The organism is Sanguibacter antarcticus, assembly GCF_002564005.1.
Lineage (GTDB): Bacteria > Actinomycetota > Actinomycetes > Actinomycetales > Cellulomonadaceae > Sanguibacter > Sanguibacter antarcticus.
The window spans coordinates 1404407-1428946 of the sequence record NZ_PDJG01000001.1 but is presented as its reverse complement, the minus strand read 5'-3'; the positions used below and the strand labels follow the sequence as shown (position 1 = coordinate 1428946).

The 24540-nt window shown below is 66.4% G+C and carries 16 protein-coding genes, 3 rRNA genes and 1 riboswitch; of the genes, 17 read left to right on the top strand and 2 right to left on the bottom strand.

Annotated features, from left to right (window positions below; genetic code table 11):
• Positions 1-33: 33 nt before the first annotated feature.
• The 3 genes from pheS (at position 34) to thiD (ending at position 4675) form a co-directional block, all read left to right on the top strand.
• Positions 34-1131 (top strand): phenylalanine--tRNA ligase subunit alpha, encoded by a 1098-nt coding sequence (gene pheS, locus ATL42_RS06445; protein WP_098454638.1) that lies wholly within the window; start codon positions 34-36, stop codon positions 1129-1131.
• On the top strand, positions 1131-3716 hold the full coding sequence (pheT, locus tag ATL42_RS06440) for a phenylalanine--tRNA ligase subunit beta (RefSeq protein WP_098454637.1): 2586 nt from the start codon (positions 1131-1133) through the stop codon (positions 3714-3716). Before pheS ends, pheT begins: the two co-directional genes overlap by 1 nt.
• An 8-nt stretch (positions 3717-3724) precedes the next feature.
• Positions 3725-3823: riboswitch (TPP riboswitch) on the top strand.
• Positions 3815-4675 carry a bifunctional hydroxymethylpyrimidine kinase/phosphomethylpyrimidine kinase gene (thiD, locus tag ATL42_RS06435; RefSeq protein WP_098456388.1) on the top strand — a complete coding sequence of 287 codons (861 nt, stop codon included), beginning with the start codon at positions 3815-3817 and terminating at the stop codon, positions 4673-4675. It overlaps the preceding riboswitch by 9 nt.
• On the opposite strand, the gene ATL42_RS06430 is transcribed toward thiD, so the two are convergent.
• Positions 4663-4911 carry a hypothetical protein gene (locus ATL42_RS06430; protein WP_098454636.1) on the bottom strand — a complete coding sequence of 83 codons (249 nt, stop codon included), beginning with the start codon at positions 4909-4911 and terminating at the stop codon, positions 4663-4665. The two genes, thiD and ATL42_RS06430, sit on opposite strands and share 13 nt — an antisense overlap.
• A gap of 25 nt (positions 4912-4936) precedes the next feature.
• Entirely contained in the window at positions 4937-5947 is a 1011-nt protein-coding gene (locus ATL42_RS06425; RefSeq protein ID WP_098454635.1) for a quinone oxidoreductase family protein, read from the bottom strand.
• Positions 5948-6033: 86 nt separating this feature from the next.
• Between ATL42_RS06425 and argC the strand changes: the two genes are divergently transcribed.
• From argC to rrf, 14 genes are all read left to right on the top strand, one after another.
• Positions 6034-7116 carry an N-acetyl-gamma-glutamyl-phosphate reductase gene (gene argC / locus ATL42_RS06420; protein ID WP_245862210.1) on the top strand — a complete coding sequence of 361 codons (1083 nt, stop codon included), beginning with the start codon at positions 6034-6036 and terminating at the stop codon, positions 7114-7116.
• Positions 7113-8306 (top strand): bifunctional glutamate N-acetyltransferase/amino-acid acetyltransferase ArgJ, encoded by a 1194-nt coding sequence (gene argJ / locus ATL42_RS06415; protein WP_098454633.1) that lies wholly within the window; start codon positions 7113-7115, stop codon positions 8304-8306. The genes argC and argJ overlap by 4 nt, the downstream gene beginning before the upstream one ends.
• On the top strand, positions 8303-9301 hold the full coding sequence (argB, locus tag ATL42_RS06410; protein ID WP_245862209.1) for an acetylglutamate kinase: 999 nt from the start codon (positions 8303-8305) through the stop codon (positions 9299-9301). The genes argJ and argB overlap by 4 nt, the downstream gene beginning before the upstream one ends.
• Complete coding sequence (locus ATL42_RS06405; protein ID WP_098454632.1) at positions 9298-10602, top strand: acetylornithine transaminase; 1305 nt, start codon at positions 9298-9300, stop codon at positions 10600-10602. The genes argB and ATL42_RS06405 overlap by 4 nt, the downstream gene beginning before the upstream one ends.
• A 2-nt stretch (positions 10603-10604) precedes the next feature.
• Positions 10605-11549: an ornithine carbamoyltransferase gene (gene argF / locus ATL42_RS06400; RefSeq protein ID WP_098454631.1), complete on the top strand. Its 945-nt coding sequence runs from the start codon at positions 10605-10607 to the stop codon at positions 11547-11549.
• Positions 11546-12073, top strand: coding sequence for an arginine repressor (locus ATL42_RS06395; RefSeq protein WP_098454630.1), 528 nt, complete (start codon positions 11546-11548; stop codon positions 12071-12073). The genes argF and ATL42_RS06395 overlap by 4 nt, the downstream gene beginning before the upstream one ends.
• 83 nt (positions 12074-12156) lie before the next feature.
• Positions 12157-13401 carry an argininosuccinate synthase gene (locus ATL42_RS06390; RefSeq protein WP_098454629.1) on the top strand — a complete coding sequence of 415 codons (1245 nt, stop codon included), beginning with the start codon at positions 12157-12159 and terminating at the stop codon, positions 13399-13401.
• A 31-nt stretch (positions 13402-13432) separates the two neighbouring features.
• Positions 13433-14881 (top strand): argininosuccinate lyase, encoded by a 1449-nt coding sequence (gene argH / locus ATL42_RS06385; protein ID WP_098456387.1) that lies wholly within the window; start codon positions 13433-13435, stop codon positions 14879-14881.
• A 49-nt stretch (positions 14882-14930) separates the two neighbouring features.
• Positions 14931-15557, top strand: coding sequence for a uridine kinase family protein (locus ATL42_RS06380; protein ID WP_143556707.1), 627 nt, complete (start codon positions 14931-14933; stop codon positions 15555-15557).
• Positions 15554-16219, top strand: a complete 666-nt coding sequence (locus tag ATL42_RS06375; RefSeq protein ID WP_211281785.1) for a DNA-3-methyladenine glycosylase — start codon at positions 15554-15556, stop codon at positions 16217-16219. Before ATL42_RS06380 ends, ATL42_RS06375 begins: the two co-directional genes overlap by 4 nt.
• Before the next feature lie 60 nt (positions 16220-16279).
• Entirely contained in the window at positions 16280-17545 is a 1266-nt protein-coding gene (tyrS, locus tag ATL42_RS06370; protein ID WP_098454627.1) for a tyrosine--tRNA ligase, read from the top strand.
• 557 nt (positions 17546-18102) lie between these two features.
• Positions 18103-19626: ribosomal RNA gene (locus ATL42_RS06365) — 16S ribosomal RNA — on the top strand.
• Between the two features lie 479 nt (positions 19627-20105).
• Positions 20106-23216 (top strand): 23S ribosomal RNA (locus tag ATL42_RS06360).
• 81 nt (positions 23217-23297) lie between these two features.
• A 5S ribosomal RNA gene (gene rrf, locus ATL42_RS06355) occupies positions 23298-23414 on the top strand.
• The 16S, 23S and 5S rRNA genes sit together here, the layout of an rRNA operon.
• The last annotated feature ends 1126 nt before the right edge of the window (positions 23415-24540 follow it).

Genomic DNA, 24540 nt, shown 5'->3' with positions numbered 1-24540 from the left:
CTCGGCTCAACCCCCTCCGCTCGGAAGGTCAGCATGTCCACCCCTGCAGCGCCCGATCCCGCCGTCCCGCCGTTCTCTCCTCTCGACTCGACCGCGGTCGAGTCCGCCGTCCGTGCGGCGCTCACCGCGGTGCTGGAGGCTCAAGACCTCGACGAGCTCAAGGCTGTGCGGATCGCGCACACGGGGGACCGCAGCCCGATCGCGCTCGCGAACCGTGAGATCGGTCGTCTGGCACCTGCTGAGAAGGCCGTCGCCGGCAAGCTTCTCGGCCCTGCCCGTGGGCGGATCTCCACGGCGTTGGCCACACGTCAGGTCGAGCTCGACGCCGAGCGTGCCGCACGGGTCCTCGTCGAGGAGTCTGTCGACGTGACGCTCCCTCCTGTGCGCCGCGCACCCGGGGCACGGCATCCGCTCGAGGCGCTCCAGGAGCGTGTCGGAGACTTCTTCGTCTCGATGGGCTGGGAGATCGCCGACGGCCCGGAGGTCGAGGCCGAGTGGTTCAACTTCGACGCCCTGAACTTCGGGCCGGACCACCCCGCACGTCAGATGCAGGACACGTTCTTCGTCGCAGGTGCGGCTGGTGAGGACCAGAGCTTGACCACGGAGTCCCATCTCGTCCTGCGCACGCACACCTCTCCGGTCCAGGCGCGGACCCTGCTCGAGCGTGAGCTCCCTGTCTACGTCGCGTGCCCGGGCAAGGTCTTCCGCACCGATGCGCTCGACGCGACCCACACGCCCGTCTTCCACCAGGTGGAAGGTCTCGCAGTCGACAAGGGCCTGACCATGGCTCACCTGTTCGGCACGCTCGACCACTTCGCGAAGGCGATGTTCGGGCCAGAGGCCAAGACACGCCTGCGCCCGTCGTTCTTCCCGTTCACGGAGCCGAGCGCAGAGCTCGACCTGTGGTTCCCGCAGAAGAAGGGGGGCGCCGGCTGGATCGAGTGGGGCGGGTGCGGCATGGTCAACCCCAACGTGCTCCTCGCGGCGGGCATCGACCCGACCGTGTACTCGGGGTTCGCCTTCGGCATGGGGATCGAACGGACCCTCATGCTGCGCCACGGGATCGCTGACATGCACGACATGGTCGAGGGCGACATCCGCTTCTCCCAGCACTTCGGAATGGACATCTGATGCCGAACATCGCACTCTCCTGGCTCGGAGAGCACGTCGAGCTGCCCGTGGGCCTGACCGCGACAGAGCTGGCCGCCGCGCTCGTGCGGGTGGGGCTCGAGGAGGAGGGGGTCCGGTCGAGCGGCGTCACGGGACCGCTCGTCGTCGGACGGATCGTCTCGCTCGAGAAGGAGCCTCAGAAGAACGGCAAGGTCATCAACTGGTGCCAGGTCGACGTCGGCGGGCACAACGTCCTCGACGACTCTGGCCTGCCGACGGTCCCGCGCGGGATCGTCTGCGGTGCGCACAACTTCGTCGTCGACGACCTCGTCGTCGTCGCGCTGTCCGGTGCGGTGCTTCCTGGACCGTTCCCGATCGCGTCACGCAAGACGTACGGACACCTGTCGGACGGGATGATCTGCTCCCAGAGCGAGCTCGGGCTGGGCGACGACCACGACGGGATCATCGTCTTGGAGCGGCTCGGCTACTCTGCGGCGACGGGGCACGACGTGACGCCGGGCGCGGACGCGCTCGCGCTGCTGGGGCTCGACGAAGAGGTCCTCGAGATCAACGTCACGCCGGACCGGGGATACTGCTTCTCGATGCGAGGGGTCGCCCGTGAGTACGCACACTCGACGGGTGCAGCGTTCACCGACCGTGGTCTGCCGACGGCAGCGGTCCCTGCAGCGACGGCGACCGGGTTCCGCGTAGAGGTCTCGGACGACGGTCCGGTCAACGGGATCACCGGGTGCGACGCGTTCGTCACCCGTATCGTCCGGGGTGTTGCCGCGTCCGCTCCTTCGCCGGCCTGGATGCAGCGTCGGCTCGCCCAGGCCGGGATGCGGCCGATCTCGCTCGCCGTCGACGTGACGAACTACGTCATGCTCGATCTCGGGCAGCCGCTGCACGCCTACGACCTGGCGACCGTGGCCGAACCTGTCGTCGTCCGCCGGGCTGTCGAGGGTGAACGCCTGGTGACGCTCGACGGTGCGGACAGGGCCCTGAGCCCTGAGGACCTCCTCATCACCGACAGCCCGTCCGGCGACCGCGGTGCCCGGGTCCTCGGCCTGGCAGGCGTCATGGGTGGTGCCGAGACCGAGGTCACGGCCGCGACGACGGACGTGCTCGTCGAGGCCGCCCACTTCGATCCCATCTCTGTCGCCCGCACGGCACGTCGGCACAAGCTGCCGAGCGAAGCCGCGAAGAGGTTCGAGCGCGGTGTCGATCCACGGCTGGCGGCAGTAGCCGCCCAGCGTGTCGTAGAGCTCCTCGTCGAGCTCGGTGGTGGCACGGCCGACGACGCTGTGAGCGTGCTCGACGTGGTGCTGCCAGCAACGACGATCCGGTTTGCGCTGGACGAGCCTGAACGTCTCGTCGGTGTCGCGTACACGCCGGACCAGGTGCGTACGGTCCTCACGGAGATCGGGTGCGAGGTCGCGCCGGTCGCCGGCGAGCCGCGTCTCGTCGACGTCGTGGCACCGAGCTGGAGGTCGGACCTCGTCGGTTCTGCTGAGCTCGTCGAGGAGGTCGCGCGGCTCGTCGGGTACGACGCGATCCCGTCGATCCTTCCTGCTGCGCCAGCCGGGCGGGGCCTGACCTCGAACCAGCGGGTCCGTCGGAGCGTCGCGCGCGCTCTGGCTGAGGACGGGTACGTCGAGACGTTGAGCTACCCGTTCGTCGGTCGAGCGCAGCACGACGAGCTCGGTCTTGCACCCGACGACGCGCGGCGGACCGCCCTCGTCCTGGCGAACCCGATGTCTGCCGAGAAGAACGAGATGCGCACGAACCTTCTGGTGACGCTTCTCGACACCGCACGTCGCAACGTCGCGCGCGGGCAGAGCGACCTCGCGCTGTTCGAGATCGGTCTCGTGACCCGGCCGCGACCTGGCGCACCCGCCGCGCCGCTCTTTCCGGGGGCTGTGCGTCCCTCCGCAGAGCAGCTCGCCGAGATCGACGCCGCGGTTCCCGACCAGCCTCGTCGGGTCGCCGGGGTGCTGTGCGGACAGCGTGACCTCGCCGGGTGGTGGGGACCAGGGCGCCCCGCCGACTGGACGGACGCCGTCGCAGGAGCGCGCCTCGTCGCGGAACGGGTGGGGGTCGAGGTCACGGTGACGAGCGATGCCGACCACGCGCCGTGGCACCCGGGGCGCTGCGCGCGCCTCGAGCTCGTAGACGGGACCGTGGTCGGCCACGCCGGCGAGCTGCACCCGAAGGCGGTCGAGGAGCTCAGCCTCCCTGCCCGTGCGGTCGCGTTCGAGGTGGATCTCGACGTGCTGCTCGCCGCGGCTGCGACCGAGCCGCTCCAGGGGACGACCGTCTCGACCTTCCCCCTCGCGAAGGAAGACCTCGCGCTCGTCGTCGATGCCGACGTGCCTGCACAGCGGGTCTTCGACGCGGTCGAGGAGGGCGCAGGGCCGCTGCTCGAGGAGCTGCGCCTCTTCGACGTGTTCGTCGGAGAGCAGGTGGGTGAGGGCAAGAAGTCGCTCGCGTTCTCGTTGCGGCTGCGTGGAGCCGATCGCACGCTCACGGCGGCGGACACAGCAGCCGTCCGTGAGGCCGCTGTCGCCGAGGCACACCGTCAGGTAGGAGCCGTCCTGCGAGGTTGAGTATCGTCGTGAGCGACACGGGGTGCCCGCGCACGGTTCGGGCTGAGACCACACCCGTCGAACCTGATCTAGCTCGTACTAGCGAAGGGATGTCGCTCATGACGTCTGCCCCTGCTCGTCCCCGTGTCCTGAGCATCGCAGGGACCGATCCGACCGGTGGTGCCGGGATCCAGGCCGACCTCAAGTCGTTCGCGGCCCACGGTGCGTACGGCATGGCGGTCGTGACGGCGCTCGTCGCGCAGAACACCCGGGGGGTGCGCTCGTCGCACGTCCCGGGGGCGGACTTTCTGCGTGCGCAGCTCGAAGCAGTGAGCGACGACGTCGTCGTCGACGCGGTCAAGGTCGGGATGGTCGCGACGGCGGCGAACGCTGACGTGATCGCCGGGTGGCTCGCGGAGGTGCGCGTCCCGGTGGTGGTCGTCGACCCGGTGATGGTCGCGACGAGCGGGCACAGCCTGCTCGACGACGATGCACGGACGGCGCTGGTCCGGCTCCTCTCGAGGGCGGACCTCGTGACCCCGAACCTGGCCGAGCTGGCCGTCCTGGTCGACGAGCCGGCAGCTACCTCGTGGCAGGAGGCGGTCGCCCAGGGGATCCGCCTCGAAGCGACGGTCGGTGCTGCGGTTCTGGTGAAAGGCGGTCACCTCACAGGGGGACGCAGCCCAGACGCGCTGGTCGTCGACGGTGGGGTCGTCGAGCTCGATGCGCCTCGTGTGCGCACCACGAGCACGCACGGCACCGGGTGCTCGCTCTCCTCGGCTGTTGCTGCGCTCCAGCCGCGTCTCGGTTCCTGGGAGCAGAGCGTGCGTACGGCGAAGGCCTGGCTGACGGGCGCGCTGCGTGCAGGCGAGGGGCTGCAGGTCGGTCACGGACGTGGTCCGATCGATCACTTCCACCACGTCGAGGTGCTGGCCGGCGCTGCCCGGTACCCCTCGCCGCGAGGGGCTCAGGAGTCGTAGGAGCAGTCGTAGCCCGGAGGCAACCAGCGGAGGCCGGTCGTGATCTCGTCCACGGAGGTCCCTCGCGGTGCGTCGCGGTAGCACTCGTCGCGGGACTGGTCGAGACCGAACTTCAGGTACACCACGGCGCTGAGCGCGGTGACGAGGAGGACGAGGACGGTCAGCGTGGTCCGTGCGGCGCGCGACGGCCCGGGGTCTCGGTCCTCGTATCCGCCGTCGGCCCACGAGCTGTTCATGCTCTGAGGGTAGCTGGCTGGTGGGTCAGGGGAGGAGCAGGACCTTGCCGGTGGTCGAGCGAGACTCGAGGGCCGCGTGCGCCTGGGCTGCGTCGGCGAGCGGGTAGGTCGCGCCGATGCGTACCGAGAGAGCGCCGCTGCGCACTGCTGCGAAGACCTCGTCGGATCGTGAGACGAGCTCTTCTCGTGTGGCGACGTAGCTTCCGAGCGTCGGCCGGACCAGGTACACGGATCCGGCCGCGCTGAGACGCTGCGGGTCGAACGGGGGAACCTGTCCGGAGGAGCCGCCGAAGAGGACGAGCATCCCGCGGGAACGCAGCGACGCGAGCGATGCGTCGAACGTGTCCCTGCCGACGGAGTCGTAGGCGACGTGCACCCCGCGGCCGTCGGTGAGGCTGCGGACGATCGCTGGAAGGTCGGACGTCAGGTCCTCGAGGGTGTCGTACCTGATGACGTCGTGTGCTCCTGCGGCGCGCGAGAGGCGCTTTTTCGCGTCCGTCGAGACGGTGGTGATGACCCGGGCGCCTCGGGCGGTCGCGAGCTGGGTGAGGAGGAGGCCGACGCCGCCGGCGCCGGCGTGCAGCAGGACGTCGTCGCCGGGGGAGATCGGGTACGTCGACGTCGCGAGGTAGTGGGCGGTGAGTCCTTGCAGCGGGACGGCGGCCGCGGTACGCATGTCGACCTCGTCGGGGACGACGAGGAGTCGCTCGGCACGGACGATCACCTGGCTCGTGTACGAGCCGGGGGCGTCGCACCAGGCGACACGGTCGCCGACGGAGACGTCTGTGACACCTGTGCCGACAGCGGCGACGACGCCGGAGCCTTCCGAGCCCAGGACGCTCGGGTAGGTCGTCGGGTAGACCCCGGACCGAAGGTAGGTGTCGATGAAGTTCACGCCGACCGCGGCGACGTCGACGAGAGCCTCGCCCGGTCCGGCGACGGGAGCCGGTTCGTCGCGGTGCTCGAGGACCTCGACGCCGCCAGCACGCAGCGCGCGGACGACCTGTCGGGGGGCGGAGGGCGTGGTGTCGTTCATGGATCGTTCCTGTCCGTTATCGGTTCGATGTCCGTCGTCGGAGCCTATCGCGATAGGTGCATCATCTTCCGTCGGAGTGTATGGTTATGCACATGGTCTTCACGGTAGCGGTAGCAGGTGCGAGCGGATACGCCGGCGGCGAGACTCTCCGGCTCCTGAGCGGCCACCCGGAGATCCAGATCGGCACCCTCACTGCGCACTCCAACGCAGGCTCGGCGCTCGGTGAGCACCAGCCGCACCTCCGCGGCCTCGCCGGACGCATCCTCGAACCGACGACCGCAGAGAACCTGGCAGGCCACGACGTGGTCGTCCTGGCGCTGCCGCACGGAGCCTCGGGCGAGATCGCGTCGCTCCTGCCTGCTGACACGCTCGTCCTCGACCTCGGTGCCGACCACCGGCTCGTCGACCCGGCCGCCTGGACCGAGTTCTACGGCTCCGAGCACTCGGGAACGTGGCCCTACGGGCTGCCCGAGCTCCTGCTCGCCTCGGACGTGCACGGCGAGCGGGCCGTCACCAAGCAGCGAGAGAACCTCGCCGGGGCGCGTCGCATCGCCGTCCCCGGGTGCAACGTCACCGCAGTGACGCTCGGCCTCCAGCCCGGTGTAGCCGCCGGGATCATCGACGCACGAGACCTCGTCGCCGTGCTCGCCGTCGGCTACTCCGGGGCAGGCAAGAGCCTCAAGACGCACCTGCTCGCCTCCGAGGCGCTCGGCTCAGCGCAGGCCTACGGGGTCGGCGGCTCCCACCGGCACGTCCCCGAGATCGAGCAGAACCTTCGCCTCGCCGGCGCCCCCGAGGTCACGGTCTCCTTCACGCCCGTCCTCGTGCCGATGTCCCGCGGGATCCTCTCGACCGCCACCGCGCGTCTCGCTGCAGGGCACGAGCACGCCACGCTCACCGACGTGCGTCGTGCATGGGAGCAGGCCTACGACGGAGAGCCGTTCGTCGAGCTCCTCCCCGAAGGGCAGTGGCCGACCACGGCCATGACCGTCGGCGCCAACACCGCGCTCGTCCAGGTCGCGATCGACCGACGCGCAGGACGCGTCGTCACCGTCACCGCTCTCGACAACCTCGTCAAGGGCACTGCCGGCGCAGCCGTCCAGTCCATGAACATCGCTCTCGGTCTACCTCAGACCATGGGCCTCGAACACGAAGGAACAGCCCCGTGAGCGTCACCTCAGCACAAGGTTTCCGGGCAGCGGGCGTCGCGGCCGGTCTGAAGTCGACCGGCAAGCCAGATGTCGCCGTCGTGGTCAACGACGGCCCGTCTGACGTGGTCAGCGCCGTCTTCACCTCCAACAGGGTCGAGGCAGCTCCCGTGACGTGGTCGCGGCAGAGTGCAGCCGACGGCCGTGCGCGGGCCGTCGTCCTCAACTCTGGGGGAGCGAACGCCTGCACCGGGCCAGAGGGCTTCCTCGATACCCACCGCACCGCCGAGCACCTCGCCGCTGCGCTCGACATCTCTCCGGGCGACACCCTCGTCTGCTCCACAGGACTCATCGGCACACGCCTGCCCATGGACGCGCTGCTCGCCGGGGTCGACGACGCCGTCGCCCACCTCTCCAGCGACGGCGGCGACGACGCTGCGCACGCGATCATGACGACCGACACCGTCCCGAAGGTCGTCACCGTCACGATCACCTCCGACGGCGACGCGGCACCCGACCTCGGGACCTGGACGATCGGCGGCATGGCCAAGGGTGCAGGGATGCTCGCTCCCGGCCTCGCCACCATGCTCTGCGTCCTGACGACCGACGCCGAGATCGACGCCGCGCTCGCAGACGCCGCCCTGCGCGCAGCCACCGCCTGCACGTTCGACCGCGTGGACTCGGACGGCTGCATGTCGACCAACGACACGGTCGTCCTGCTCGCGTCCGGGGCGAGCGGCTCCCGCCCCTCGGCCGAGGAGTTCACCGACGCCCTGACAGAAGCGTGCGCGAGCCTGGCCCGTCAGCTCGTCGGCGACGCCGAGGGCGCCAGCCACGACATCGCCGTCCGGGTCGTGGGCGCGACGACCGAGGACGCAGCCGTCGCGGTCGCCCGTGCCGTGACGCGCTCGAACCTCTTCAAGGCCGCAGTGTTCGGCAACGACCCGAACTGGGGCCGCGTCCTGTCTGCCGTGGGGACCGTCCCCGAGTCGGTGGCGCCCTTCGACGCAGCACGGCTCGACGTCACCATCAACGGTGTCCAGGTGTGCCGCGCCGGTGGCGTCGGGGATGCCCGTGAGCTCGTCGACCTCGCCTCCGACAGGGACGTGACCGTGGTCGTGGACCTGCACGCCGGGGACGCGGAAGCGACCGTCTGGACCAACGACCTCACGCACGACTACGTCCACGAGAACAGCGCGTACTCCTCATGAGCACTCTCGATCTCAGCGACATCGACGTGGCAGCAGACCTCGCACCCTCGCAGAAGGCCGAGGTGCTCATCGAGGCGCTGCCCTGGCTCAGGCAGTTCGACGGTGCGCTCGTCGTGGTCAAGTACGGCGGCAACGCGATGATCGACGACGGCCTCAAGGCGGCCTTCGCCCAGGACATGGTGTTCCTGCGCCAGGTCGGCCTCAGGCCAGTCATCGTGCACGGCGGCGGTCCGCAGATCACGGAGATGCTCGATCGCCTCGGCATCGAGAGCGAGTTCCGCGGAGGGCTGCGTGTGACGACCCCCGAAGCGATGGACGTCGTCCGCATGGTGCTCACCGGAAAGGTGTCCCGCGAGCTCGTCGGGCTCCTCAACGCGCACGGACCCAACGCGGTCGGCCTGTCTGGCGAGGACGGCGGGCTCCTGCGCGCGCGCCGGCGCACCGCGACCGTCGACGGCGAGCCCGTCGACGTCGGGCTCGTGGGCGACGTCGTCGAGGTCGACCCGCGTGCTGTCCAAGACCTCCTCGACGCTGGTCGTATCCCGGTCGTCTCGACCATCGCTCCCGACATCGCGGACCCGACGCAGGTCCTCAACGTCAATGCGGACACGGCCGCCGCCGCGCTCGCTGTCGCGCTCGGTGCGAAGAAGCTCATCATCCTCACGGATGTCGAGGGTCTGTACACGTCGTGGCCCGACCGCACGTCTCTCGCGAGCGAGATCTCCGTCGGGGCGCTCGCCGACCTCCTGCCGACGCTCGAGTCCGGGATGGTGCCCAAGATGGAAGCCTGCCTGCGCGCGGTGCGTGGCGGGGTGCGCCAGGCGCACGTCATCGACGGACGCGTCGCGCACTCCGTGCTCATGGAGGTCTTCACCGCGCGAGGCATCGGCACGATGGTGGTGCCAGACAGCGACGGTCGGCTCTCTGTACCGCACACGACCTACGCAGCAGCCGCGCCCATCACCCGCGCGACGCCCCCCGGAGCCGAGTCATGAGCGAGCTGAGCCGTACCTCCGCCCAGGCCTCGTCCGTGCAGGCCACTTCGGCGCCGTCCCACCGCAGGGATGCTGTGGCGGGTTCCGTCACGGAATGGACCCAGCGCTATACGTTCTCGGTCATGGACACGTTCGGTCCACCCCAGCGTGTGCTGGTGCGCGGCGAGGGTGCTTACGTGTGGGACGCAGACGGTCAGCGGTACCTCGACCTCCTTGCCGGAATCGCGGTCAACGCCCTCGGCCATGCCCACCCGACGCTCACAGCGGCGATCAGCGCCCAGCTCGGCACGCTCGGCCACGTCTCGAACTTCTTCGGCACGCCCACCCAGATCGCGCTCGCTGAGCGGCTCATCGATCTGAGCGGCGCGCCCGAGGGCTCGCGTGTCTTCTTCACCAACTCGGGCGCCGAGGCCAACGAGGCCGCCTTCAAGATGGCACGACGCACGGGTCGTCCGCGCGTCCTCGCGCTCGAGGGCGGCTTCCACGGTCGGACGATGGGGGCGCTCGCCCTGACCTCCAAGGCGGCGTACCGCGAGCCGTTCGAGCCTCTTCCCGGCGGTGTCGAGTTCCTCCCGTTCGGTGCCGTCCGGGCGCTCGAGGACGCCTTCTCGGTCGGGTCGGACGTCGCAGCCCTGTTCATCGAGCCGATCCAGGGCGAGGCCGGCGTGCGCTCGCTGCCCCCGGGCTACCTCACCCGGGCCCGTGAGCTGACGCGCGACCACGGTGCCTTGCTCGTCCTCGACGAGGTCCAGACCGGCATGGGCCGGACGGGGTCGTGGCTGGCACACCAGCAGCCGCACATCGGCGAGGGCGTGGTCCCGGACGTCGTCACGCTCGCCAAGGGGCTCGGCGGTGGGTTCCCCATGGGGGCCGCGGTCGCGTTCGGACCGCACTGCGCGACGTTGCTCGGCCGGGGAGAACACGGGTCGACCTTCGGCGGGAACCCCGTCGCGGCCGCGGCCGCGCTGACGACGATCGGGGTCATCGAGCGCGACGGTCTGCTCGCTCAGGCGACGGCCGTCGGTGCTCACCTGCGTGCCGCGGTGGAAGCCCTCGGGCACCCGCTCGTCGCGTCGGCGCGGGGGACCGGCCTGCTCATCGCCATCGAGCTGACGTCCGACGTGGCGCCCACCGTGGCGTCGGCAGCGCTCGAGGCAGGGTTCATCATCAATGCGGTCAGCCCGACAGCGTTGCGGCTCGCTCCGCCGCTCATCCTCACCCGCGAGCAGGCGGACGAGTTCGTCGCCTTCCTCGCCGCCCTGCCGCGCACGCCGGCAGCCCTCACAGCCAAGGAGTCCTGACGATGCCCACCGGACCGATCCGCCACCTGCTCCGCGACGACGACCTCAACCCGGCCGAGCAGGCCGAGGTGCTCGAGCTCGCGCTCAGGTTCCGCACGGACCGCCACGCGCACACGCCGTTCGCGGGCCCGCGCGCGGTCGCCGTGATCTTCGACAAGCCGACGCTGCGGACCCAGGTGTCCTTCACCACCGGGATCGCCGAGCTCGGCGGCTTCCCGCTCGTGGTCGACGGCAACCTGGCCCAGATCGGGGTCCGTGAGTCGATCGCCGACACAGCACGGGTGCTCGGCCGGCAGGTGTCGATGGTCGTGTGGCGCACGCACGCGCAGTCTCGCGTCGAGGAGATGGCAGCGGTGAGCGGGGTGCCCGTCGTCAACGCGCTGACGGACGACTTCCACCCGTGCCAGATCCTGGCCGACCTCACGACGATCGCCCAGCACCGCGGCGGCGTCGCTGCGCTGCGGGGCCAGACGCTCGCCTATGTCGGTGACGGCGCGAACAACATGGCGCAGTCGTACCTCCTCGGGGGCGCGACGGCTGGGATGCACGTCCGGGTCGGTACCCCGCACGGCTACCTGCCGGACGCCGGGATCCTCGCGGCTGCGGCAGCCGTCGCCGAGCAGACGGGCGGCTCGGTCACGGTGACGTCGGACGCGCTCGCTGCGGTCCAGGGGGCGGACGCGGTAGCGACCGACACCTGGGTCTCCATGGGCGACGAGGCGACCGCGGACGAGCGTGCTGAGCCGTTCGTCCCGTACCAGCTCGACTCTGCCCTGCTGGCGCACGCGGCGTCCGACGCCATCGTCCTGCACTGTCTGCCTGCGTACCGTGGCAAAGAGATCACCGCCGAAGTCATCGACGGCCCGCAGTCGGTCGTCTGGGACGAGGCGGAGAACCGCTTGCACGCGCAGAAGGCGCTCATGACGTGGCTCATGGACAGGTCATGACCTTCCAGAGCGTCCCGGTCGGCAGCGTTCCTGCGACGAAGACTGCACGTCATGCGCGGGTGGTCCAGCTGCTCGTCCGTGAGCAGATCCACTCTCAGGCCGAGCTGGCCCGGGCTCTCGCTGCGGACGGGCTGCACGTCACCCAGGCGACGCTGTCTCGAGACCTCATCGAGCTGCGCGCCGAGAAGGTCCGCACGTCGAGCGGTGTCCTTGTCTACGCGGTCCCTGGCGAGGGCGGCGACCGTTCTGTGCAGGCGACCGACGACCGGGAATATCTTGCCGCCCGGCTGACTCGTCTGTGCGGGGAGCTCTTGGTGTCAGCAGAGAGCTCTGCGAACCTCGTGGTCCTGCGGACACCGGCGGGCGCGGCGCAGTACCTGGCGTCGGCGATCGACCACTCGGTGCTCCCTGGCGTGCTCGGCACGATCGCGGGAGACGACACCGTGCTCGTCATCGCCCGCGAGGCGGACGGGGGCGACGAGCTCGCCGCCCGCTTCGTCGCTCTTGCGAGCGACACCCCATAGACCTGCTTGCGTGAGGGTCACGCCCGGCGTGACCCGATGACAGACTTGCTCCATACACACCACGTCGAGAAAGAGACAAAGCCATGACTGAACGCGTCGTGCTCGCCTATTCGGGCGGCCTGGACACCTCCGTTGCTATCGGATGGATCGCCGAGCGAACCGGGGCCGAGGTCATCGCTGTGGCCGTCGACGTCGGTCAGGGCGGTGAAGACCTCGAGGTCATCCGCCAGCGTGCCCTCGACTGCGGGGCCGTCGAGGCCTACGTCGCGGACGCCCGCGACGAGTTCGCCGAGGAGTACTGCATGCCGGCGCTGCGGGCCAACGCGCTCTACCTCGACCGGTACCCGCTCGTCTCTGCGCTCTCGCGCCCGACGATCGTCAAGCACCTCGTCCGTGCTGCGCGCCAGTTCGATGCCCAGACGGTCGCCCACGGCTGCACGGGCAAGGGCAACGACCAGGTGCGCTTCGAGGTGGGCATCACGTCGCTCGCTCCGGACCTCAAGTGCCTCGCGCCGGTCCGTGACCTTGCGCTGACGCGCGAGAAGGCGATCGGCTACGCCGAGAACCACAGCCTCCCGATCGCGACGACGAAGCACAACCCGTTCTCGATCGACCAGAACGTCTGGGGTCGCGCCGTCGAGACGGGCTTCCTCGAGGACATCTGGAACGCGCCGACCAAGGACGTCTACAGCTACACCGACGACCCGACGTTCCCGCCCGTGGCGGACGAGGTCGTCGTGACGTTCGAGAAGGGCATCCCGGTCGCGCTCGACGGCATCGCTGTCACCCCGTTGCAGGCCATCCAGGAGATGAACCGCCGAGCCGGCGCCCAGGGGGTCGGGCGTATCGACATCGTCGAGGACCGCCTCGTCGGTATCAAGTCGCGCGAGATCTACGAGGCACCGGGGGCCATGGCACTCATCGCCGCGCACCAGGAGCTCGAGAACGTCACCATCGAGCGCGAGCAGGCGCGGTTCAAGCGTACGGTCGAGCAGCGCTGGACCGAGCTGGTCTACGACGGCATGTGGTTCTCGCCGCTCAAGCGCTCTCTCGAGACCTTCATCGACGACACGCAGAAGTACGTCTCGGGAGAGATCCGCCTCGTGCTGCACGGTGGCCGGGCCACGGTGAGCGGACGTCGCAGCGAGTCGAGCCTCTACGACTTCAACCTCGCTACCTACGACGAGGGCGACTCGTTCGACCAGTCGCAGGCTCGTGGTTTCATCGAGATCTACGGCCTGACCGCCAAGCTCTCGGCAGCGCGCGACGTGAAGTTCGGCAACGGCGTGGACCTCTCGGGCACGTCGCTCCCGGCGACCAAGGCCTGACGTGGGAGACGAGATCGTTCCGGCAGCGTCGCTGACGTCTGGAGGCGACGACCAGACGGTCACGCCTGCTGCTGACGCGCCCGTGAGCCTGTGGGGGGGACGCTTCGCAGGTGGTCCTGCCAAGGCTCTCCAGGCGCTGTCGCAGTCCACGCACTTCGACTGGCGTCTGGCACAGCAGGACATCGCCGGGTCACGGGCGCACGCTCGCGTGCTCCGGTCCGCGGGGTTGCTCACCGAGGACGAGCTGACGGACATGCTCGCCGCGCTCGACGCCCTGTCTGCTGACGTCGAGTCTGGGACGTTCCTGCCGGTCCTTGCCGACGAGGACGTCCACACGGCTCTCGAGCGTGGGCTCATCGAGCGTGCGGGCGTCGACCTCGGTGGAAAGCTCCGTGCCGGACGTTCGCGCAATGACCAGATCGCGACCTTGGTGCGGATGTATCTCCGCGAAGAAGCCAAGGTCGTCGGCGGGCTCGCCCTCGACGTGGCTGACGCGCTCATCGGCCAGGCCGAGGCGCACCCGGGGGCAGCCATGCCTGGTCGGACCCACCTCCAGCACGCCCAGCCGGTGCTCCTTGCGCACCACCTCCTGGCGCACGTGTGGCCGCTGCTGCGCGACGTGGACCGGTTCATCGACTGGGACGTTCGCGCGGCCAGGTCGCCGTACGGTTCTGGTGCGCTGGCGGGTTCGTCTCTCGGGCTCGACCCGGAAGCCGTGGCGGCAGAGCTCGAGTTCGACTCGGCGGTGGAGAACTCGATCGACGGGACGGCGAGCCGCGACGTCGTCGCCGAGTTCGCGTTCGTCTCGGCGATGCTCGGGATCGACCTGTCGCGGTTCGCTGAGGAGATCATCGTCTGGAACACGAAGGAGTTCGGTTTCGTCCGTCTGGACGACGCGTACTCCACCGGGTCGAGCATCATGCCCCAGAAGAAGAACCCTGACGTCGCGGAGCTCGCTCGCGGCAAGGCTGGGCGTCTCATCGGCGATCTCACGGGTCTCCTCGCGACGCTCAAGGGGCTTCCGCTCGCGTACAACAGGGACCTGCAAGAGGACAAGGAGCCGGTCTTCGACCAGGTCGACACCCTCACCGTCCTGCTTCCGGCTTTCGCGGGCATGGTCTCGACGCTGACCTTCGACGTGGACCGGATGGCTGCGCTCGCACCGCAGGGTTTCTCCCTCGCGACAGACGTGGCCGAGTGGCTCGTCCGCGAGGGCGTCCCGTTCCGGGTGGCGCACGAGGTCGCCGGAGCCTGTGTCCAGGCATGCGAGGAGCGCGGCATCGAGCTGTGGGATCTCTCCGACTCTGATCTGGCCGAGATCTCTGAGCACCTGACGCCAGCGGTCCGTGACGTGCTCACGGTGGAGGGATCGCTCGCCTCGCGCAACGCGGTGGGCGGGACGGCTCCGGAGCGGGTCGCAGAGCAGCTCGAGGCCGCTAAGGTCCGGGTGGCGGAGTACCGGTTCTGGGTCAACGGATGATCGAGCACGACGCACGTCCTCGGGACGGTCGTCGCACGCTCTCCGTGCGATGACCGTCCCGGCGGGTGTCCTGGCCGGGCTCCTCCAGGACATCGGTCGCGGGCCGGCGGGCCTCGGGGGAGCCCGGTTGGTCTGCATCGACGGGCCGGCCGGGTCAGGAAAGACCACCCTGGCGGCCCAGATCGTCGAGGCCCTCGGTGCGACGATCGTCCACATGGACGACCTCTATGCGGGCTGGACGGGGCTGGATGCAGGTGTGGACCAGCTGCTCGGCGCGGTCCTCACCCCGCTCTCGCAGGGGATATCAGGAACGTACCGGCGCTTCGACTGGATCGCGGACTCGTATGCCGAGACCGTGGTCGTCGAGCCGTCGGACGTGATCGTCGTCGAGGGCTGTGGCTCTGCGTCGTCCAGCGTCGACGAGTTTCTGCCGACGATCGTCTGGGTCGAGGCGCCGGACGCGGTTCGGCTCGCGCGCGGTCTCGAACGGGACGGGACGGACGCCCTCGAGCACTGGTCCCGTTTCATGACGCAGGAGCGCGCCCACTACGCAGCCAACCTCACTGCACAGCGTGCGCATGTGCACCTCGACGGGGAGGGGGAGCGGCAGGACGGCCCGTCACGACCGGCTGCCCCGTCGCTCCTGGGCGGGGCGCAGGACGAGGACGCACGATGACGGTTGTGGCTCACCGTTCGTGGTTCGAACGGGACACGCTCGCGGTGGCGCACGACCTGCTCGGCATGCATGTGAACAGCCGCATCGACGAAGGCACCGTGACCGTGCGGATCACGGAGGTCGAGGCCTACCGTGGATCCCAGGATCCTGCGTCGCACGCCTTCCGGGGGCAGACGCGACGCAACGCCACCATGTTCGGACCTGCAGGTCATCTCTATGTCTACCGCCACCTCGGCCTCCATGCGTGCATGAACATCGTTGCCGGGTCGGGCGACGAGGCGTCCGGGATCTTGCTGCGCGCGGGGGAGATCGTCGAGGGGCAGGAGCTCGCGCAGGCCCGGCGGACACGTCGAGGGGTGGTGGGCTCGGCGCGCGACCTGGCACGCGGTCCGGCACGGCTCACGGTGGCGCTGGGGATCGACCATTCCCTGGACGGGACGGATCTGACCGATCCTCACGGCGTCGTCGTCCTGCACGATCCGGCGCGGTCGAGCGGGGGCGCAGTCTCGTGCGGCCCACGGGTAGGCGTCTCAGGTCCTGGCGGTGACGGCACCACGTTTCCGTGGCGCCTCTGGTTGGACGGTGAACCGACGGTCTCGGCATACCGGGCGGCGACGACGCGAGACCGTCAGGCACCGGGAGGTTCGGGGGAGCCACGATGACACGGCAGACTAGGACGCGGGTCGCGGACCGGACGCGGCACAGGACCGAGGGAGATCGCAGTGAGTACCGTTCTTGACGAGCTGGAATGGCGCGGGCTGGTGGCTCAGACCACCGATATCGAGGCCCTGCGTGAGGCGCTCGAGAGCGGACCCGTCACGTACTACTGCGGTTTCGACCCGACTGCGCCGAGCCTCCACCATGGACACCTCGTCCAGCTCGTGGTCCTGCGTCACCTGCAGCTCGCGGGACACCGACCGATCGCTCTCGTCGGCGGAGCGACCGGTCTGATCGGCGACCCGCGAATGTCAGGGGAGAGGGTCCTCAACTCGAGAGACATCGTTGCTGACTGGGTCGAGCGCCTGCGTCGTCAGATCGCACGGTTCCTGTCCTTCGAGGGTGAGAACCCTGCGACGATGGCGAACAACCTCGACTGGACAGGCGAGCTCGCGGCGATCGACTTCTTGCGTGACGTCGGCAAGCACTTCCGCCTCGGGACGATGCTCGCCAAGGAGACGGTCGCACGCCGGCTCAACAGCGACCAGGGGATCTCCTTCACGGAGTTCAGCTACCAGATCCTCCAGGGAATGGACTTCCTCGAGCTCAACCGTCGGCACGGGTGCACGCTCCAGACGGGAGGCAACGACCAGTGGGGCAACCTGCTCGCTGGCGTCGAGCTCGTCCGCAAGGCAGAGCATCGGACGGTGCACGCTCTGACCACGCCGCTCATCACCAAGGCGGACGGCACGAAGTTCGGCAAGTCAGAAGGGGGTGCTATCTGGCTCGATCCCGAGATGCTCAGCCCGTACGCCTTCTACCAGTTCTGGGTCAACGCAGACGATGCGGACGTCGTTGGTTGGCTCAAGACGTTCACGTTCCGTTCCCGAGACGAGATCGCCGAGCTGGAGCAGGCGGTCGTGGAGCGACCTGCCGCCCGCGAGGCCCAGCGTGCGCTCGCAGCCGACGTGACGACGTTGGTGCATGGCGCATCCGCAACGGAGAGCGTCATCGCAGCGAGCCATGCACTCTTCGGCCGAGGAGACCTCGAGGCGCTCGACGCTGCAACGCTCGGTGGAGCAGTCGCTGAGCTCCCAGCGACTGATGCTGAACTAGGGACGACGATCGTCGACCTCATGATCGCGAGCGGTCTGGTGACGTCGAAGGCCGCAGCGCGGCGCGCGATCGCCGAGGGTGGCGCATACGTCAACAACGTCAAGGTGACCTCGGAGGATGCGGTGCTCGACGCAGCAGACCTGCTCCACGGCCGGTGGGCGTTGCTCCGGCGTGGCAAGAAGACTCTTGCTGTTGCACGCACCGCCGTCGGGTGAACTTGGGGTCGTGGCGTGGGTCACGAGCGCAGGACTTGACGCTGGTGTTCATCTCCACGTAATGTTCTGGAAGTCAGCCCGGTTGGGAGGCACAGACACCACGGCGAAGTTCTTCGGAACTGGCGCGAAGTGGCTGGTCCCAAGGCTGGATTCCATGTGAACACCAGTGGTTGAGCTACGGCTCATCGCAGGTGTAGCGTGGTGGCCTGGTCAGGACTTGTTCTCCAACTGCCTTCCAAGGCGGTTGGACAGGAAAGTTCAGCTAGGTTAGGCTAGAGAGGCTGCCCCGAGTACAGGCTGGAAGGTCTGGAATGGTGAGCGTCCGTTCTTTGAGAACTCAACAGTGTGCTTAATAGTCAATGCCAAGACCCTTCGCTTGGGTGTGGTTGGCTGCCTCGTTGTGGGGTGGTTGGTCATGTCTGGCGGAGTAAATTTGGTATGAATTGAAAACGCAAGTTTTCGGTTTGTAGCCTTGATTAATGGAGTGCCTCTTTGCAGGGGTGTTCCGCTTCGTATGGTTGTTGACCGGTCCTTTGGGGTTGGTTGATGTTAATACATTTACGGAGAGTTTGATCCTGGCTCAGGACGAACGCTGGCGGCGTGCTTAACACATGCAAGTCGAACGGTGATAGGGGAGCTTGCTTCTCTTGATCAGTGGCGAACGGGTGAGTAACACGTGAGTAACCTGCCCTTGACTCTGGGATAACTCCGGGAAACCGGGGCTAATACTGGATATGAAGCGCCCCGGCATCGGGTGTGCTTGGAAAGTTTTTCGGTCAAGGATGGACTCGCGGCCTATCAGCTTGTTGGCGGGGTAACGGCCCACCAAGGCGTCGACGGGTAGCCGGCCTGAGAGGGCGACCGGCCACACTGGGACTGAGACACGGCCCAGACTCCTACGGGAGGCAGCAGTGGGGAATATTGCACAATGGGCGAAAGCCTGATGCAGCGACGCCGCGTGAGGGATGAAGGCCTTCGGGTTGTAAACCTCTTTCAGTAGGGAAGAAGCGAAAGTGACGGTACCTGCAGAAGAAGCGCCGGCTAACTACGTGCCAGCAGCCGCGGTAATACGTAGGGCGCAAGCGTTGTCCGGAATTATTGGGCGTAAAGAGCTCGTAGGCGGTTTGTCGCGTCTGGTGTGAAAACTCAAGGCTCAACCTTGAGCTTGCATCGGGTACGGGCAGACTAGAGTGCGGTAGAGGTGACTGGAATTCCTGGTGTAGCGGTGGAATGCGCAGATATCAGGAGGAACACCGATGGCGAAGGCAGGTCACTGGGCCGCAACTGACGCTGAGGAGCGAAAGCATGGGGAGCGAACAGGATTAGATACCCTGGTAGTCCATGCCGTAAACGTTGGGCACTAGGTGTGGGGCTCATTCCACGAGTTCCGTGCCGCAGCAAACGCATTAAGTGCCCCGCCTGGGGAGTACGGCCGCAAGGCTAAAACTCAAAGGAATTGACGGGGGCCCGCACAAGCGGCGGAGCATGCGGATTAATTCGATGCAACGCGAAGAACCTTACCAAGGCTTGACATACACCGGAATCGGCCAGAGATGGTCGCGTCTTCGGACTGGTGTACAGGTGGTGCATGGTTGTCGTCAGCTCGTGTCGTGAGATGTTGGGTTAAGTCCCGCAACGAGCGCAACCCTCGTCCTATGTTGCCAGCACGTTATGGTGGGGACTCATAGGAGACTGCCGGGGTCAACTCGGAGGAAGGTGGGGATGACGTCAAATCATCATGCCCCTTATGTCTTGGGCTTCACGCATGCTACAATGGCCGGTACAAAGGGCTGCGATACCGCGAGGTGGAGCGAATCCCAAAAAGCCGGTCTCAGTTCGGATTGGGGTCTGCAACTCGACCCCATGAAGTCGGAGTCGCTAGTAATCGCAGATCAGCAACGCTGCGGTGAATACGTTCCCGGGCCTTGTACACACCGCCCGTCAAGTCACGAAAGTCGGTAACACCCGAAGCCGGTGGCCTAACCCCTTGTGGGACGGAGCCGTCGAAGGTGGGATTGGCGATTGGGACTAAGTCGTAACAAGGTAGCCGTACCGGAAGGTGCGGCTGGATCACCTCCTTTCTAAGGAGCTACACACTGGCATGCCCTGTATGCGTACCGGGTGTGTTCAGGTGGCCGCTTCCACACTCCGAATGAGGGTGTGGGCGGTTGCTCACGGGTGGAACATTGACTATGGATGCCGGCTTCGTTGCGGGTGGGAGTACGTTCGGGCCTTTGGGTTCGGATCGGAAACTGCTGGTGGTGGGGTGGGTGGACGCAAGCACACTGTTGGGTCCTGAGGGCACGGGCGCCGTATGGCGCTGGTGATCTTCGGGCCGTCGGACCTGCTGGTCGGTTTCCTGGTAACGGGGGATCGGGTGGTGAAAAGGTCTGGTAGCTGACACGGGTCACCCTGAACCGGTCGAACCACGTGCATGCCTTCGGGCGTGTGGGTAGGCGTCGGTGTTGGGTGGGATCGTCCGTAGCTTGAGAACTGCACAGTGGACGCGAGCATCTTTGTAAGATCAAAGATTTATCTTTGTTCTCTGCAATTTTATTGTTGTCAAGTTTTTAAGGGCACAGGGTGGATGCCTTGGCACTAGGAGCCGATGAAGGACGTAGTAGCCTGCGATAAGCCTCGGGGAGTTGGCAAACGAACCGTGATCCGAGGATTTCCGAATGGGGAAACCCAGCTGGAGTCATGTCCAGTTACCCACACTTGAATATATAGGGTGTGTGGAGGGAACGTCGGGAAGTGAAACATCTCAGTACCGACAGGAAGAGATATTCCGTGAGTAGTGGCGAGCGAAAGCGGATGAGGCCAAACCGTTCATGTGTGATACCCGGCAGGGGTTGCATGGGCGGGGTTGTGGGACCTTTCAGATTGTTCTGCCGAACTTTCAGGGAGTCAGAAAGCCGCGTTATAGTCGAAGGGCATTGAAAGGCCCGGCGTAGAGGGTGTGACCCCCGTAGACGAAATGACGCGGCCTCCCGAAGGGGATCCCAAGTAGCACGGGGCCCGAGAAATCCCGTGTGAATCCGTGAAGACCACTTCATAAGCCTAAATACTACCTAGTGACCGATAGCGGACAAGTACCGTGAGGGAAAGGTGAAAAGTACCCCGGGAGGGGAGTGAAATAGTACCTGAAACCGTGTGCCTACAATCCGTTGGAGCCTCCCTAGCAGGGGTGACAGCGTGCCTTTTGAAGAATGAGCCTGCGAGTTAGTGCTCAGTGGCGAGGTTAACCCGTGTGGGGAAGCCGTAGCGAAAGCGAGTCTTAATAGGGCGAACATAGTCGCTGGGTCTAGACCCGAAGCGAAGTGATCTACCCATGGGCAGGTTGAAGCGCGGGTAAGACCGCGTGGAGGACCGAACCCACCAGGGTTGAAAACCTGGGGGATGACCTGTGGGTAGGGGTGAAAGGCCAATCAAACTTCGTGATAGCTGGTTCTCCCCGAAATGCATTTAGGTGCAGCGTCACGTGTTTCTTACCGGAGGTAGAGCTACTGGATGGCTAATGGGCCCTACAAGGTTACTGACGTCAGCCAAACTCCGAATGCCGGTAAGTGAGAGCGTGGCAGTGAGACCGTGGGGGATAAGCTCCATGGTCGAGAGGGAAACAGCCCAGACCACCAGCTAAGGCCCCTAAGCGTGTGCTAAGTGGGAAAGGATGTGGAGTTGCACAGACAACCAGGAGGTTGGCTTAGAAGCAGCCACCCTTGAAAGAGTGCGTAATAGCTCACTGGTCAAGTGATTCCGCGCCGACAATGTAGCGGGGCTCAAGTACACCGCCGAAGCTGTGGCATTCACATAATAACCAGGCCTTCGTGGTCCAGGTGTGTGGATGGGTAGGGGAGCGTCGTGTGGGCAGTGAAGTCGCGGAGTGATCCAGCGGTGGAGCCTACACGAGTGAGAATGCAGGCATGAGTAGCGAATGACGGGTGAGAAACCCGTCCGCCGAATGATCAAGGGTTCCAGGGCCAGGCTAATCCGCCCTGGGTAAGTCGGGACCTAAGGCGAGGCCGACAGGCGTAGTCGATGGACAAGGAGTTGATATTCTCCTACCGGCGAAGAACCGCCAATACCGACCCCGGTGATGCTAACCGCCCAAGCCTGGTCCACAGGCCCTTCGGGGCTGAGGACTCAGGGGAGCGCGGGACCCGAACCGGCATTAGGTAAGCGTATTAACAGGGGTGACGCAGGAAGGTAGCCCAGCGTGGCGATGGTTGTCCACGTCCAAGGTTGTAGGGAGAACAGTAGGCAAATCCGCTGTTCACATATCCTGAGAACTGATGGTGAGTCCGTATGGACGATGATTGGGTGATCCTATGCTGCCAAGAAAAGCCTCGGCGCGAGGTTCTAGCCGCCCGTACCCTAAACCGACTCAGGTGATCAGGTAGAGAATACTAAGGCGATCGAGAGAATCATGGTTAAGGAACTCGGCAAAATGCCCCCGTAACTTCGGGAGAAGGGGGGCCCGGAGCGTGAACCCACTAGCTGGGGGAGCGTGCAAGGGTCGCAGAGACCAGGGAGAAGCGACTGTTTACTAAAAACACAGGTCCGTGCGAAGTCGCAAGACGATGTATACGGACTGACGCCTGCCCGGTGCTGGAAGGTTAAGAGGACGGGTCAGCCGCAAGGCGAAGCTCAGAATTTAAGCCCCAGTAAACGGCGGTGGTAACTATAACCATCCTAAGGTAGCGAAATTCCTTGTCGGGTAAGTTCCGACCTGCACGAATGGCGTAACGACTTCTCCGCTGTCTCAACCGTGAACTCGGCGAAATTGCACTACGAGTAAAGATGCTCGTTACGCGCAGCAGGACGGAAAGACCCCGGGACCTTTACTATAGTTTGGTATTGGTGTTCGGTGCGGCTTGTGTAGGATAGGTGGGAGACTGTGAAGCATGCACGCCAGTGTGTGTGGAGTCAACGTTGAAATACCACTCTGGTCGCTCTGGATATCTAACCTCGGTCCGTAATCCGGATCAGGGACAGTGCCTGATGGGTAGTTTAACTGGGGCGGTTGCCTCCTAAAATGTAACGGAGGCGCTCAAAGGTTCCCTCAGCCTGGTTGGCAATCAGGTGTCGAGTGCAAGTGCACAAGGGAGCTTGACTGTGAGACTGACAAGTCGAGCAGGGACGAAAGTCGGAACTAGTGATCCGGCGGTGGCTTGTGGAAGCGCCGTCGCTCAACGGATAAAAGGTACCCCGGGGATAACAGGCTGATCTTGCCCAAGAGTCCATATCGACGGCATGGTTTGGCACCTCGATGTCGGCTCGTCGCATCCTGGGGCTGGAGTAGGTCCCAAGGGTTGGGCTGTTCGCCCATTAAAGCGGTACGCGAGCTGGGTTTAGAACGTCGTGAGACAGTTCGGTCCCTATCCGCTGCGCGCGCAGGAAACTTGAGAAGGGCTGTCCCTAGTACGAGAGGACCGGGACGGACGAACCTCTGGTGTGCCAGTTGTTCCGCCAGGAGCACGGCTGGTTGGCTACGTTCGGAAGGGATAACCGCTGAAAGCATCTAAGCGGGAAGCCTGCTTCGAGATGAGGTTTCCACGGGATTCGTCCCGAGAGGCTCCCAGTAGACCACTGGGTAGATAGGCCGGATGTGGAAGAGGGGACGAAAGACCCTCGGAGCTGACCGGTACTAATAAGCCGATAACTTGATAACACACAATAAAACTTGTGCTACGCGTCCACTGTGCGGTTCTCGGGAGACGGCCGAGAACCCGGCTTGAAAACCCAAAAGAGTTACGGCGGTCATAGCGTAGGGGAAACGCCCGGTCCCATTCCGAACCCGGAAGCTAAGCCCTCCAGCGCCGATGGTACTGCACGGGAGACTGTGTGGGAGAGTAGGACGCCGCCGGAACACCATTCACAAGAGCCCACCCCGGAGACGGGGTGGGCTCTTGTCGTTGAAGCGCTGGGTAGTGAAAGCTCAGTTACAGGTGAAGGCCACACGGCTAGCGCCCTTGAGAGTCGCTGTCCGCGCGTCGCGGATCACCCACTTGCACGGCCCATCGTCAGACGACGGTGGGAAGATGGACCTGCACGTTCAAAACTTGATGAAGGAGTCCACGTGAGCGACGACCAAGAACGCTCGAGCACCGGCCAAGGCCGCGACGGCGGCAACAAGGGTGGCGCCCGACGCGACGGCGGAGCGGGGCGAGGTGCCTCTGCGAGCGGGGCTCCCCGTGGCTCAGGTGCACCACGTTCGTTTGGTGGGAGCCGTTCAGGCAGCCGTCCGCAGTCCGGCGGTTCACGCGACTCTCAGTACAACCGCCCAGCGCGCGACGACCGTGGAGCAGGCCAGCGGTCTGACGCACCACGCCGGGACGACCGATCTGACGGCGGATCTTCGCGCTCGGGTGGTTCGTCATCGGCCGTTCGCGGTGAACGTACCGGTGGCGGCTACGAAGGTCGCCCGCCGCGCACGGGTTTCGATGCACGCCCGGCACGGGAAGAGCGCGATGCACCACGTAGCTATGGTGACCGTCGCGGGAGTCGCGATGAACGGCCGACGAGCGGCGGGCAACGCCCCGCCGGCACCGGCGACCGTCGTCAAGCGTCTGAGCGTTCTAGCCACGGCGGCTACGAGGCGCGCTCGCCCCGCGGCGATCGGGGTGCTGAGCGCTCCTACGGTGATCGTGGTCCGCGTCGCGACCAACGTGGTGCTGGCGATGCACCACGGTCGGGTGGATACGGCGCTGGTCCGCGTTCGGACCGACCCCGTGAGACGAGCGACGGCTCGCGTCCGCCGAGCCAAGGCAGCTATGAGTCGCGTTCGCCGCGTGACGACCGTGGTCCGCGTCGCGACGACCGACAGGGTGGCGCACCAAGGTCGGGCAGCTACGAGTCTCGTTCACAGGAGCCTCGTTCACAGCGCGACGGCCGCTACGGCGCACAGCCGGCCCGGAACGATCGTGGAGGAGAACGCACCTACGGTGACCGTCCTCGTCGCGACGACCAGCAGTCCGGAGGAGGATCGCGGTCCG

Excerpts from the sequence above, each read along its gene's own strand:
- thiD (WP_098456388.1), top strand. The coding sequence starts at position 3,815 with ATGACGTCTGCCCCTGCTCGTCCCCGTGTCCTGAGCATCGCAGGGACC.
- argF (WP_098454631.1), top strand. The coding sequence starts at position 10,605 with ATGCCCACCGGACCGATCCGCCACCTGCTCCGCGACGACGACCTCAAC.
- ATL42_RS06395 (WP_098454630.1), top strand. The coding sequence starts at position 11,546 with ATGACCTTCCAGAGCGTCCCGGTCGGCAGCGTTCCTGCGACGAAGACT.
- argC (WP_245862210.1), top strand. The coding sequence starts at position 6,034 with ATGCACATGGTCTTCACGGTAGCGGTAGCAGGTGCGAGCGGATACGCC.
- pheS (WP_098454638.1), top strand. The coding sequence starts at position 34 with ATGTCCACCCCTGCAGCGCCCGATCCCGCCGTCCCGCCGTTCTCTCCT.
- pheT (WP_098454637.1), top strand. The coding sequence starts at position 1,131 with ATGCCGAACATCGCACTCTCCTGGCTCGGAGAGCACGTCGAGCTGCCC.
- ATL42_RS06375 (WP_211281785.1), top strand. The coding sequence starts at position 15,554 with ATGACGGTTGTGGCTCACCGTTCGTGGTTCGAACGGGACACGCTCGCG.
- argB (WP_245862209.1), top strand. The coding sequence starts at position 8,303 with ATGAGCACTCTCGATCTCAGCGACATCGACGTGGCAGCAGACCTCGCA.
- ATL42_RS06390 (WP_098454629.1), top strand. The coding sequence starts at position 12,157 with ATGACTGAACGCGTCGTGCTCGCCTATTCGGGCGGCCTGGACACCTCC.
- ATL42_RS06425 (WP_098454635.1), bottom strand. The coding sequence starts at position 5,947 with ATGAACGACACCACGCCCTCCGCCCCCCGACAGGTCGTCCGCGCGCTG.
- ATL42_RS06380 (WP_143556707.1), top strand. The coding sequence starts at position 14,931 with ATGACCGTCCCGGCGGGTGTCCTGGCCGGGCTCCTCCAGGACATCGGT.
- ATL42_RS06430 (WP_098454636.1), bottom strand. The coding sequence starts at position 4,911 with ATGAACAGCTCGTGGGCCGACGGCGGATACGAGGACCGAGACCCCGGG.
- ATL42_RS06405 (WP_098454632.1), top strand. The coding sequence starts at position 9,298 with ATGAGCGAGCTGAGCCGTACCTCCGCCCAGGCCTCGTCCGTGCAGGCC.